At 26.6% G+C, this 13,031-nt stretch carries 14 protein-coding genes and 5 tRNA genes; 2 read left to right on the plus strand and 17 right to left on the minus strand.

The genetic code is table 4. The annotated features are described in order from the left end of the window. Positions 1-54 precede the first annotated feature (54 nt). Positions 55-816, plus strand: coding sequence for a phosphotransferase family protein (locus tag MENTO_RS02010; protein WP_099651214.1), 762 nt, complete (start codon positions 55-57; stop codon positions 814-816). Between the two features lie 4 nt (positions 817-820). On the opposite strand, the gene MENTO_RS02015 is transcribed toward MENTO_RS02010, so the two are convergent. The 5 genes from MENTO_RS02015 to rpmG form a co-directional block, all read right to left on the minus strand. Beyond that, positions 821-1,900 carry an acyltransferase family protein gene (locus MENTO_RS02015; protein WP_099651215.1) on the minus strand — a complete coding sequence of 360 codons (1,080 nt, stop codon included), beginning with the start codon at positions 1,898-1,900 and terminating at the stop codon, positions 821-823. A gap of 111 nt (positions 1,901-2,011) precedes the next feature. After that, positions 2,012-3,109 (minus strand): phosphatase PAP2 family protein, encoded by a 1,098-nt coding sequence (locus tag MENTO_RS02020; RefSeq protein ID WP_099651216.1) that lies wholly within the window; start codon positions 3,107-3,109, stop codon positions 2,012-2,014. Between the two features lie 80 nt (positions 3,110-3,189). Then, positions 3,190-4,320, minus strand: coding sequence for an AEC family transporter (locus MENTO_RS02025; RefSeq protein ID WP_099651217.1), 1,131 nt, complete (start codon positions 4,318-4,320; stop codon positions 3,190-3,192). 95 nt (positions 4,321-4,415) lie between these two features. Next, on the minus strand, positions 4,416-5,489 hold the full coding sequence (locus MENTO_RS02030) for an aminopeptidase P family protein (protein ID WP_099651218.1): 1,074 nt from the start codon (positions 5,487-5,489) through the stop codon (positions 4,416-4,418). Positions 5,490-5,547: 58 nt separating this feature from the next. Beyond that, positions 5,548-5,691, minus strand: a complete 144-nt coding sequence (gene rpmG, locus MENTO_RS02035; protein ID WP_011183279.1) for a 50S ribosomal protein L33 — start codon at positions 5,689-5,691, stop codon at positions 5,548-5,550. A gap of 183 nt (positions 5,692-5,874) precedes the next feature. Here rpmG and MENTO_RS02040 point away from each other — a divergent pair, with 183 nt between their 5' ends. Next, complete coding sequence (locus tag MENTO_RS02040) at positions 5,875-6,936, plus strand: lipoprotein (RefSeq protein WP_099651219.1); 1,062 nt, start codon at positions 5,875-5,877, stop codon at positions 6,934-6,936. A 75-nt stretch (positions 6,937-7,011) separates the two neighbouring features. Here the strand turns inward: MENTO_RS02040 and MENTO_RS02045 are convergent. From MENTO_RS02045 to MENTO_RS02100, 12 genes are all read right to left on the minus strand, one after another. Next, positions 7,012-7,100: transfer RNA gene (locus MENTO_RS02045), tRNA-Leu, on the minus strand. Between the two features lie 7 nt (positions 7,101-7,107). Next, positions 7,108-7,183 (minus strand) — tRNA-Lys (locus MENTO_RS02050). Positions 7,184-7,188: 5 nt separating this feature from the next. Next, positions 7,189-7,263: transfer RNA gene (locus tag MENTO_RS02055), tRNA-Gln, on the minus strand. A gap of 5 nt (positions 7,264-7,268) precedes the next feature. Continuing rightward, positions 7,269-7,352: transfer RNA gene (locus tag MENTO_RS02060), tRNA-Tyr, on the minus strand. Between the two features lie 7 nt (positions 7,353-7,359). Beyond that, positions 7,360-7,435 (minus strand) — tRNA-Thr (locus MENTO_RS02065). Between the two features lie 118 nt (positions 7,436-7,553). Further along, on the minus strand, positions 7,554-8,693 hold the full coding sequence (locus MENTO_RS02070) for a lysophospholipid acyltransferase family protein (protein ID WP_099651220.1): 1,140 nt from the start codon (positions 8,691-8,693) through the stop codon (positions 7,554-7,556). A 1-nt stretch (position 8,694) separates the two neighbouring features. Continuing rightward, on the minus strand, positions 8,695-9,180 hold the full coding sequence (locus MENTO_RS02075; RefSeq protein ID WP_099651221.1) for a dihydrofolate reductase: 486 nt from the start codon (positions 9,178-9,180) through the stop codon (positions 8,695-8,697). Beyond that, positions 9,173-9,508: a holo-ACP synthase gene (locus tag MENTO_RS02080; RefSeq protein ID WP_099651222.1), complete on the minus strand. Its 336-nt coding sequence runs from the start codon at positions 9,506-9,508 to the stop codon at positions 9,173-9,175. The genes MENTO_RS02075 and MENTO_RS02080 overlap by 8 nt, the downstream gene beginning before the upstream one ends. Before the next feature lie 80 nt (positions 9,509-9,588). Next, the gene (locus MENTO_RS02085; RefSeq protein ID WP_099651223.1) at positions 9,589-10,062 is read right to left on the minus strand and encodes a deoxycytidylate deaminase; all 474 of its coding nucleotides are present in this window, start codon (positions 10,060-10,062) and stop codon (positions 9,589-9,591) included. Continuing rightward, positions 10,062-11,513: a hypothetical protein gene (locus MENTO_RS02090; RefSeq protein WP_099651224.1), complete on the minus strand. Its 1,452-nt coding sequence runs from the start codon at positions 11,511-11,513 to the stop codon at positions 10,062-10,064. The genes MENTO_RS02085 and MENTO_RS02090 overlap by 1 nt, the downstream gene beginning before the upstream one ends. Beyond that, entirely contained in the window at positions 11,494-12,429 is a 936-nt protein-coding gene (locus tag MENTO_RS02095) for an RluA family pseudouridine synthase (protein WP_099651225.1), read from the minus strand. The genes MENTO_RS02090 and MENTO_RS02095 overlap by 20 nt, the downstream gene beginning before the upstream one ends. Next, positions 12,413-13,024, minus strand: coding sequence for a signal peptidase II (locus MENTO_RS02100; RefSeq protein WP_099651226.1), 612 nt, complete (start codon positions 13,022-13,024; stop codon positions 12,413-12,415). Before MENTO_RS02100 ends, MENTO_RS02095 begins: the two co-directional genes overlap by 17 nt. Between the last annotated feature and the right edge of the window lie 7 nt (positions 13,025-13,031).

Raw genomic sequence — 13,031 nt, forward strand, 5'->3', positions numbered from 1 at the left:
TTCTGAGATAATTTGATAATATATATTATATATTTTAGAGGTTTAGGTATAAAAATGAAAGCAGTTCACGGTTTAAGTAATAAAATATTTGTTAAAGAAAAAGTTTTAATTAAAGAATCTTATCCATATGTTGATAAATACCTTGATAGAATTAATGAAATTAAGGTTTATGAGCAATTAAATTATTTAAAAAATGATTTTATAATTATACCTTTTGAATGAAAAAAGAATAAAGCACAATTGATCTCTAAAACTGAATTTTTTGATAATGCTATAACTCTTCATGAAACAGATATATGTGTCAATAAGATGAAATCAATAATTAAAATAATTAGTAAAATTCATAATTTAGAATTGGTTGATATAAAGACATTTGATCCTAAAGAATTTTTAAATTTTTTTACTAAAAATACAAAAGAATGTTTGTATGATTTAACTTTTATAAAAGAGCAAGTGAATTTAATAATAGATAATTATTGAAGTGATAACTCTAAACCAGTTTTTTCACACAATGACTTAGTAAAAGGGAATTTTATTAATTTTAAAAAAGGGTGAAAAGTAATTGATTTTGAATATGCAATGTATAATCACTATTTATTTGATTACGCTAGTTTTGTAAGTGAATCTTTAAATAAAAAAAGATGAAATGTATTTTTAAATTTATTAAATTTATCTCAAACAGAATTAAGTAAAATAACTGATTTAATTTTATATCAAAATTACTTATGAATTTATTGAGCAAGTTATATGTTTGAACAAACTAACGATCAAATTTTTAAAGATATAGCCAAAGAAAAATTTGAAAATATAAAGTAAAATCTTAGCATTTAGCTAAGATTTTTTTATATTTCTGATTTATAAAATTTATTGTTGTCCAAAGAGATATATTTAAATATTTTGAAACAAAATCATGAGGATAAATTATTAAAAAAGCAAATACTTCTGCAATAAGTCATGTAATTAAGGCTATACAGAAATTTAATTCATATAAAGCTAAACTATTTGAGTTTTTAAAAACTTTACTTCAAACCAATTGGTTCATTGCGATCTCAAAAACAAAGTGAAATAAATAAACTGGCAATAAGGTCTTAGCAATCAAATTAGTAAACTTATTCTCTTCAATATAGACATTTGTAATCAAAATAAATGCAAATATGCTAAATATAACAGGGAAAGGTGTCATTGGCGAATCAAATCCTAATAGTTTAGAAATATTAAGATCTATTCAAAATTGCATTATCTTAAAAATAAAAGGCAATACAACAAACATACAACAAACAATTATTGAAGCTTTTATAACTCTTTTATTTTTCATCTGCTCTTTTAGAAAAAAAGTCATCCATATGCCTATCAAATAAACAGACAAAAAACCTATTATCGTTCCAGCATTAAATAGCTCATCATTGTTTGCTTTTATAAAAGCAAATCTAATACCTAAAAGAAATATAATTCCTACTAAACTAACAATTTTATTAGCACTTTTTATACCCTGAACTAATATAGGAGAAATTGATTTGATAATCAGAAAAGATCATAAATATCATCAGTCTCTTCCTCCAAAAGTCAATGTTGTACTGATACTAATATCAACATTTAAACCAGAAACAAAAATAATAACCAAAATAACACATATAGCTCAATATAAAAAAGTGTCTATCCCAAATTTAAAAAAACTTCTTAAATCTTGCTTAGATGAAATAGTTGCAAAATAAGCAGAAATTAAAATAAAAATAGGAACTGGGGAAGCAATTATTACTGAAAAAGAGCTAAAAAATCAACTATCAAATTGACTAAAATTTTCATTGAAAATCGTTCTTTGATGCAAGTATTGATGATATATAACAACAAATAAGGATAAAAATATTTTAATTATATCCAATCCTGAATTTCTTTTTTTCATTATAGTCCCTTTTAAAATATTTAATAACTATATTTAAAACCAAAAGAATTAAAAAAACAAGTCGTAAATTTTAGTCAAAAATGTATTTTAAAACAAAATCATAGTTTTAAACTATGACTTTTTATTTACTATTTTATTAACTATAACTATAGATAAATAAGAACATATGATAATTCACATTCAAGTAAATGTTGTATCAGTAAGTCAGTGACTTCCATTAATTAAAAATGATATTACTAGAAATAATTGGTGCACAAAGAATAAATAAATTCCAATTATTTTTCCTTTTGATAAATTATTGAGATTTTTAAAATCAATTATAAAAATAAATGCAAATCCACACATTCCCATTTGAGCCATGTGTCCTGATGGGAAAGCATTAGCATTAAATAATTTTTCAATAGATCATTCTATTTTATTTGGATTACCAATTAATCCATTAAAAATTCATCAAGGCTGAAAACCATCAGGTGATTTAATTCAATCTGGATTAAATTTTAATGTAATTCCATATTTTTCTTGGAACATGTTTACTCTTTCTTTTAAAACAACTTCGATCGAGTTATAGTAATCTCTTCCCATTAATATTTTTAATGATCCTACTATGGCATACGCTAAAAAGAAGAAAACAATTACTTGAATACATTTAATTCAGTATTTATTTTCATAAAAAAATGGTTTTTTAAATCAAACTAATTTTGCATATAATAGTACGCTTAATAATATAGCGAATTGTAAAATAGCTATGATAACTAACAATATTCTAAAATCTTTTGCACTAATAAATTTTTTAATGTCAAATTCCAATATATTTCCATCAATAGTTTCAACTGTTTTATTAAATTTTCATGAGCTATCTACTTTTAAAAGCATAAAAATAAATCATGCAATCAATATCAGAACAAAAAAGATTCAAGATCAAAAGTCCTTATCTAATCCCTTTTTCTTATTTAAATTTATTAAAATATATTCTATTATAATGAAAGCTGTCAATGCAAAAACAATGTATAAATCTGTGTAACCTGATTGTAAATAATAAATTGAAAGATATTTTATAAAATCAATTTTTAATAACTGGCCAAATATTTGCATTATTTCATAATCGTAAAATGATGAAAATATAAAAAAGAATAAGTTAAGTAAAAAAATACCTATCAAAGGATAAATAATAAATTTATTTAGTTTATTTTTTTCCTTTAAAAATTGCATATCTTTATATTCCTTAAGCTTGTTAAGATTTATTGTAGACAAAAAAAACACTTTTTCAATCAAAAAAGTGTTTTGCCGTTTTACGAGAACAAACTTGTTGCACCAATAGCAGACGATATTAGTATTCAAAATGGTATTGTAATTATACTTGTTAAAATTGTCAAAGTACCTACATGAGAGGCGATTTTTGGTTCTTTATTGTAAATAATTGCATATCCTACAATTGTGTTGGCTGTTGGTGAAGCTATGATTGCTACACATAATACAAATGCTAGTGAAGTTATACCTTTTCCAGTAGTTATTTTCAGTAATAAGCTAAATATAATAAATAATCCAACGCAAAATAACGGTGTAATTATATTTTTTACAAAAGTTGCTCATCAAACTAAACATGATTGGAAAGATTCTTTGATTTGACTCTTTGCTAAAACTGCTCCCATTGAAAATCATGCAAGTGGACTAGCTAATGGAGCTAATATACCTAATACTTGATTTAAACCTGGAATAAATTTATCTATTCTACTTATTGAATAATATGTATTATTTATGTGAATTACTTTAACACCTGGAATTAATTGAAATAATCATAAAAATATTCCTATAAATGTAGCTATTATAACTGGGTTTTTAAAAACTTTAAGCATGCTCATAAATGAAAACTTTTGTTTTTCAGCTAACAAACTATTTTGTACTTCGTTTTCATCATATCTTTTCTTTTTCATTATATTATCCGCTGCTGAATACATGAAAATTCAAAATCCAATTAAAAATAATGATGAATATAAATCTATTGACTGTTGCTGATCAGCTGGAGATATTGCTTTTATAATCATTACACCAAAATAAACTGCTGATGAAAAAGCAACACTCATTCCTAAAGTATCTTGTATTGATTTTGTCTTACCTATGAAAAAATATTTGGAACCAAAAGTTAAACTTGTATAAAATATCAAACCTAAAATTGCTACAAAAATAGATTCTCAAATATAATCAGTATTTATATCAATTAAAAAACTTTTAAGTGCTAATGCAGGCAATGCCGCATATAAAATTATCTTCACAACAACTTTTTCTCAATCAGCAAAAATGAGTTTTTTTCTTTGAAATATGAAGCCTATAAAAATAATAAACGATGCTGCTATTAGAATGCTTCAAAAATTAAAATTTGATAATACATCTATCATAGCTTTTATTGAACTACTATAAAACATTTTTTTCTCCAAAACTATATTTATAACAATTATAAAGTATTAATAATTTGATAAGTTACATAAATATAAAAAAATGAACCTTTAGTTCACTTTGATTAAAATTTAAGTTTTACTAATTCTCTTGTTGCTGAAGTTAGCATTCTGTAACCGTCTTTTAAAACTAAAATATCATCTTCAATTCTAACTCCACCTAAACCTGGAATGTAAATTCCTGGTTCAATTGTTAAAGTCATGTTTTCTTTTAAAACAGTATTACCTGCAGCAGATGCATATGGTTCTTCGTGAATTTCAACTCCATAACCATGACCTAAACCATGAGTAAAGTATCCACCATACCCTCTTTTTTCAATGAAATCATAAACTTGTTTATGTATTTCTCCAGCATTAACACCTTCAGATACTAAACTTATTCCTAATGATTGTGCTTCATAAACTGCATTATAAATATCCTCTAATTTAGCATCAATTTCACCAATAGCAATAGTTCTAGTTTGATCTGAGCAATATCCATTGTAATAACATCCCATATCAATAGTTACAAGATCTCCAACTTCTATTTTTTTATCAGTTGGAACAGCATGAGGCATACTTCCGTTTACACCAGATGCAATAATAGTATCAAATGATATTTTTTCAGCACCTTTTACTAGGAATTCATTATCTATAAATCTTTGCAATTCTTTTTCAGTCATCCCTGGTTTTACATAGTCAAGAATTGCTTCAAAAACTTCATTTGTGATGTCACAAGCCTTTTGCAACTGTTCAATTTCTCACTCATCTTTAACAATTCTGATTTCTGAACAATTTATTGGTACTAGAGTTTGATCTTTAAAAATTGAAGTATATTTTTCAAAATCTGCATAATGTACTCAATCTGATTCAAATCCTAATTTTTTCACATCATGTTGTTTTAAAATTTCTTTTATTTGAGTAAATAAATTATTTGAGAATTCCCTGATTTCGATTTCAGCTGGAATATTTTTTGAATTTCTTGCAGCTGTAATGTATCTTCCATCAACTAATAAATAACTTTTTGTTTTAGTTACTAATAAATATCCTAATGAAGATTTAAATCTTGAAAATCAGTATCTGTTTTCAGGCGAGTAAAATAAAATTGCCTCCGCTGAATTAGAGTCTAATAATTCATTTATTATTTCTTGTTTTTTCATAAGTACTCCTTGTTTGAATTAATTTTTATATTTAGATAAAAAAATAAAATAGTTAAAACTATTTTTTTTGTTTATGTAATTCGTGTTTGTTACAGTTGCTGCAGAATTTTTTAACTTCTATTTTTTCTTTTTTCTTATCGTTTTTACCAATGTAATTTTCATTTTTACATTCTGTACAACGTAGAATATATTTTTCACGCATAAACGTCACCTCGCTAAACTTTTTCTTGTATAGATACAATATCTATTTAATATTATCAACCTTTCTACTTTTTTACAAGTTAGATGACAAAATATTTTATTATTAAATATTAAATTGGTTATTTTTAATGTTTTATAGTAAAATATTATTAATGATTTTATTCATTCAACTTAAGGAGGAATTATGAAAAAATTAATAGCCCTTTTAGGAGCAGTAACTTTAACAGCATCTTCAGCTTCACTTGTTGTTTCTTGTGGAAATAGTTCAGTCCCAGCTTATGATAACTTTTCTAAATTAGCTGATGCAACTAGACCAACCTTAAATGAAGATGGTGAAATGCAAAAAAATGGTTCAACTCTTGTCTACTATATTGGTGCACAAGATAATCTTTCTTCATTATCATTTGAATACGCGCTAAAAGAAGCAACTAATGTTGGTGAAGATGCAAGTTTAGATGAAGCTTTTGCAAAATTAAATGAAGCAAATGCAAGTGATGATAATACTTTTGGCGGGAATTTTAAAAATATAGGTAATGTTTTTGAAACTAATGATGCATATGGTGAAGATGGTAATTTAGCACAAACTAATGTCACTTATAATAAAAAACAAAACTTATGATATTTTGAAAGTCAAACTGAATTATTTACTTTTAGTCAACAAGCAACTAGTACTAAAATAGAAATGCACGGTACCACAGTTGAAACTGTTGGTGATCTTTGAACAGACAAAGCAACTAAAAAAATATTAAATGATTGAATAAAACCTTCTGTAGCTAGAATGGTGTATTCAGCAAGTTATAATCCTTCTTCAGATAAAACTAAAGACAAAGAAAAGATAAAAAAAGTTAATGAAGAAATTAATTCAAGAGTTGAAGCCATTAAAAATTCAAAAGGTCCTTTATTTTTAATAATAAGAAACGGTGAATTTGTTGGATTCTTGCAGGGTTATGAAGCATATCAAGACCTTTGAAAATCGGGAGATAATACTACAATTGCTAAAGGTAAATATAAACCTGATGATTTAATACAAACTTTTAATGAAAGCATTAAAAATGTAGTTAATACAAAAGATATTATGACTAACACATATTCACCAACAAGCGAAAGTTATGATTATGATTTGAGTAAAAATTCTAAGAGCAATTGAAATTGAAAGAATTGAGATAACTGAGTTGTTAGAGATTCTAAATCATCAGAATCTGAATCTGGATCAGAAACTTTCTCTTATAATTTAAATAAATACTAATAGGGTTAAGATCCTATTTTTTTTATACGCTTATAAACAAAAAAATCAATCCGAAGATTGATTCTATTTTTTAAATGGTCCCCAAGGCCAGACTTGAACTGGCACGGGAGATAAAGCCCGGTGGATTTTAAGTCCACTGCGTCTACCGATTCCGCCACTTGGGGATGTATATGGTGACTCGCCGGAGGCTCGAACTCCGGACCCACTGGTTAAAAGCCAGTTGCTCTACCGACTGAGCTAGCGAGTCAAAGTTGGTTGGGCTAGCAGGATTCGAACCGGCGCATGAGGGAGTCAAAGTCCCTTGCCTTACCGCTTGGCTATAGCCCAATAAATGGTGGAGGGGGAGGGATTCGAACCCCCGAACCGAAAGGAAGTGGGTTACAGCCACCCGCGTTTGACCGCTTCGCTACCCCTCCATTTAAATGGTGCTGACTAAAGGACTTGAACCTTCGACCTATTGATTACTAGTCAATTGCTCTACCAACTGAGCTAAGTCAGCGATGCCTTTTTTTTGCTATCCTCTTTTAACAAGGACATTATTTATTTTATATTATTAAATTTAAATAAACAAGTAAAATTTTGAAAAAAATAACTTTTTTTTAAAATAAAAAAAGTTGTTAATCAACAACTTTAAATATGTCTTTAATTTTTTTCTTATCTTTTGCTTTTTTAGCTTTTGTTTTGCCTGATTTTTTAAAATCTTCTCTATTTTTTAAATTAATTTTATTTATTATCTTGTGATCTAATAACATTTCTTTATCAGCTCATTTTTCCATATTTTCAACAACAACTTTTCTTGTATTTTTTGTTAAGTCTTCTGTTTTTAATGAGATATGTTTTAAAGGCATGATTGGTTTGCCAAACACAACTTTAATTTCAATATGTTTTGGTCTGTTTTTACTAAATACTTGGTATGAGTTAATGATTGTTACAGGAACAACAGGGGCATTAGCCATTTGAGCTACTTTTAATGCTGCTGGTTGAAATTCACCCACTTCTTGTGAATGACTTCTTGTTCCTTCAGGGAATATAGCCAATGAACGTCTAAAATCAACAACTAATTCTTTTCCTTCTTTGAAAGCCTCTAATGCACTTCTTGGGTTTTTTCTATCTAATGGTATACAATCCATTAAACGTACAAATCTACCAAACTTTTTATCTTCTCATAATTCTTTTTTAGCAATGAATGCTAATGGTTGTTGTAAGTAAAAGTTATTTAAAGCAACAAGAGCTACTGGATCAAAGTTTGATTGATGATTAGGAGCTAAAATAACACCACGATCTAATCAATTTTCAATTCCTTCACATTTAACTGTAATATCTGAAACATACAATATTCTTTTTGCAGCTTTTTTTACAAAATTATAACAATATTCTTCTGAAAAGTATCCTGGACTTTTGATATTTTTTTTGCTAATTTTCTTTGCTTTACGCATCATGTTTCACATTGGGAACCACATGTATGTCATTTTTCAAAAATTTAATTTTAATTTTTCTTTTTTCTTTTTTGATTTTTTAACTTTTGGTTCTTGAACTGTTTTTGATTCAAACACTTCAACAGTTTCAACTGGTTTTGTTTTATTTTCTTTAACTTCAACTTTTTTTACAGTTGTTTTTTTAACTGCTGCTGTTTTGTCAGTTGATGTACTTTTTTTAGTCCCAGTTTTTTTAACTGCTGCTGTTTTGTCAGTTGATGTACTTTTTTTAGCCACAGGTTTTTTAGCTTCAGTTTTAATAATTTCTTTTTCTTTAGTCATTTTATTTTCTCCTACTCATGTATTCTACATAAAAGTGTTCTTTTTCCACTATACTTATTTTATCAAAATTATCATAATTAAAGTTTTTGATATGTATATTTCCTTCAAAATGATTTTTAATAACACTTCTTATTATTTCGTCACAATCTTCAAAGAATAGTTCATAAATTTGGCTACCACCTATTATAAAAATATCTTTTGATTCAATTCCTTTAAACTTATTAATAATTTCTTCTCTATTATTTATGAATATTAAATTATCTGCTTCTAAATGCTTATACTTATATATATCTCTTGTTAGTACATAATTGATTCGATTTGGCAGTCCTTTAAAGTTCATTGATTCAAAAGTATTGCTCCCCATTAATACATTCTGATTCAATGTTGTATTTCTAAAATGCTGCATCTCTTCTTTAATTGATCAAGGCAATGAATTATCCTTACCTATGACTCCATCTTTTGTTTGTGCTCAAATCATCTTAATCATTTTGTTTCACCGCCATACCAACTGAGTATTTTTTTTCATGTGAAATTGAAATTAATATATTCTTTAATTCTTTATTTAAAATAATAGGTGTTTTTTCAGTGTAACCTATATCAATTTTACTCATCACAAATTTTTGATCATTATTAAAAGTTTTGATGATAGCTTCTTTAACTGCTCATCTACCCGCAACAAATTCAATCTTAGATTTTTTTGATAATATTGTTTGTAACTTATCAAGTTCAGAACTTGATAAAACTTTATTTAAAAAACTTTGTCTTAAATTAACTCTTTTATTTTTAACAATATCAATCCCAATTTTTTCTATCATATTTCATCCTTTATTTTATTTAATTTTATCAATTTATAGCAAATAAAAAAACCTCACGCTAACATTTGTGAGGTTTTCAATTAGTTTATTGATACTTTTACATTAAAATCATTAATTTGTTTGTATTCAATTTGTGCTGCATCTAGCATTTTCTTAGACGCTTTAACTTCGTTTGAATCTTTGTATTTATCTTCAAGATAAAATACTTTTTTAATACCTGCTTGAATAATGATTTTAGTACATTCATTACATGGGAATAATGTTACATAAACATCACAATCAGTTAAATTAGTTCTGGCACTCACAATGGCATTTAACTCGGCATGAGCTACATATGGGTATTTAGTATCAATTCATTCCCCTTCTCTTGTTCAAGGAAATTTATCATCGTCTACACCTCTGGGAAAGCCATTATAACCTGTAGATATTATTTGATTTAATTTATTTACAAGAATAGCACCAACCTGAGTTGAAGGATCTTTACTTCTCATTGCACAAACTTTTGCAACGGTCATAAAGAATTGTTCTCAGCTTAAAAAATCTTCTCTTTTCATTATAATTTTAATCCTAAACTAAAACTTGAAATTGAATCAATTATAGATGCAATATTATTTGTTGCTACTGGAGTAGATTGCATAGGGAATTTATCATTTCAAAGTCCCTGTTCAAATCTTCCAATTCATCCAATTTTTGCAATAATTTGGTTATAGTGATCAAAATTACCACCAATATTATTTTTTGCATAAAATTGTAAGGCAGTAATAACATTATAGTTATATGCTGGGGCGTTTTTAAGAGTCACAGCAAATACTATTCCTACAACTATAAATACAATTAAGAATAAAATTAAAATGTTTTCTCTTCATGTTCATTCTTTAACTGGTTTTTTAACTAATCCAGCAAAAATAGAACCAAAGATGATACCTGACATTAATACTGAAAATGAACTTAATTGGTCTTGACTATTAAATATAGCTAAGATGATTAAAATTATTGGTCAAATAACTTTAACTTTACCAAATCTTGCAATTGGAGATGTTTCTCCTGAAATATTCATTGCTAATATACCAACCATGATTCCTATAATTGGTAAAGAACCAGAAGTTATTGTATATGGAAGTGTAGCTGAAACTACAAATCCAAGTGTAATATATGCTAAAACAAATGAAATAGCCAGCTTTCAAACATTACCGATAATAATTTCAGTAATTTTACTTATTGAAAATAGTGAGGTTGTTAATAAGAAAATCATTAATGCACTAAACACTATACCATTAGCAGAATCCATCGCACTAAATCCATAAGTAAATATTCTTCATCATTGTCCACCAGCAATTGTTAGTGATTGATTGGTTCCACCAAATATAATCATTGGCGCTTGTCACCAAATAGTTGATAAATAAGAAGGCTTTTCAGCACCACCACTACCATAAGCAACTTCTTGTAGAATACTTAAATTCATAAATAATCCAATAATTGTAAATGAAACTGGCATTATTATGAAAAAGAATAAAATAATTCAAGTGAAGCCAATATTATTGTTTTTAATTTTATTTAAAGCAATTTTAAAATTGTTTAATTTGATTTCATCATTTAATTCTTCATCTTGAATCTTATTTTCTTTTACTTTTTCTATTGAAATATAACTTTCGTTTAATTTTGAAATTGATGGTAAGAATTTAACTAAATTATTTTTAAGTTCCTTTGGTGTAGTTACAACCAAAATTTCAGTATCGTCTTCAGTTAAATTATTTTCATTTTCACTAATCACAATTTTTAATTTTTTAATTTTTTGACTCATAAAGTTTTTTTGCGCACTCATTTCAATGTTTGATCAAGTTTCTGTTGAACCTTGAATTTGAACTTCTATCAGTGCATACTCATTAGAATTATTAATAAATAAAACACGTGATTCTTTTATTTTTTTATCCACATTTTTGTATTTGTATTCTTTCTTTAAAAACTTTACTAATGCCTGATAAGTGTTAGATTGTTTTTCAGTCATTTTCAACACCACCCTCCTGAAGAATTTTATCAGTAAATTCTTTTGGTAATTCTGCTTTTAATTTTACCATTTCTTTTGTGATTGGGTGTAAAAATTCTAATTTATAGGCATGAAGCATTTGTCCGAAATCAGTTTGCTTTTCAGCTAACTTACCATATGCAGGGTCATTTACTATAGGATGTTTAATGAAATTGAAGTGAACTCTAATTTGATGTGTTCTACCTGTTTCAATTGCACATTTAACTAAAGTAGTTTTATCTAGACGTTTAATAACATCAAAATTTGTTACTGCATATTTAGAATTTTTTGATGTTACCATCATTTTTTTACGATCATTTTGATGTCTTCCGATCGGCGCATCAATGATCCCTTTATCTTCTTTAATTTCACCTCATACTAAAGCTACATATTCTTTGTATATTTCATGGTTCTTTAACATTTCAGTTAATACTTGATGAGACTTATCATTTTTAGCAACAATTAGTAACCCTGTAGTTTGTTTATCAATTCTATGAACAATACCTGGTCTTTCAATTCCACCTATTGTGCTTAAAAACTCAGCATCTCTGCCTAGTAAGGCATTAACCATTGTTCCTTCAGTATTTCCAGCACCTGGGTGAACAACCATGTTATTTGGTTTGTTAACAACTAAAATATCATCGTCTTCATAAACAATATCTAAATCTATTTTTTCTGGATTAATTGTTGATGATTTAACTTCAGGAATTGTTATTTCAATTTCAATATCTCCAATCAAGTTAAAGTTTTGTTTTGTTTCAACATTTCCATTAACTTTAATATTTCCATCTTTAATTAAAGTTTGAATGTAACTTCTTGAATATTCGGTAGATTCAGCCAATGCATCTACCAAGTATTTATCTAATCTTACTTTTTCGACATTAGCTATCAATTTCATTTATTTCTACCTCTTTATTCATTTCTTTTTCTTTTTTTGGTTTAAATACATGGAATATTTCAATTATGAAACAAATTGCTCCAAATCCAATCCCTATGTTTACTCACATGTCAGCTAAATTAAATATATAGCCTGATGATCCTAAAAAATTAAAATCTCAAACAAACATATCAACAACTCCACCATAAACTTTATTTACTTCATCAAATGGCGCTCATGATCTAGCTAATAAATTAGCAAATCCACCAGCTAGTAAAAGTGATGAAGTTATAATTCATTTTTTATCATTTAAAAATATAAATAGAACTATTAAACATATTACAAATACAGTTGCTAATGTTATTGCTAATTCAATTTTGTTTGAATTTCTTCCATAAGCTGATCCAGGATTAATAATAAAATTTAATTTTAAGAAACCTTTTATAAATTGTTTTTCTTCTTTTTGCTGCATTGTTGCTACAACAACTCATTTAACAATTCAATCTGCTAAAATCAAAAAACTCATAATTGGGGTTGCGACAACTAGTTTAAATTTTCACTTGAAATCATAGGCTTTTAAACCATAAACAAAATTGTTTATTCAATTTTTAAACATAACTATC

Origin of the sequence: Mesoplasma entomophilum (genome assembly GCF_002804125.1) — a bacterium.
Taxonomy (GTDB): Bacteria; Bacillota_I; Bacilli_A; order Mycoplasmatales; family Mycoplasmataceae; genus Mesoplasma; species Mesoplasma entomophilum.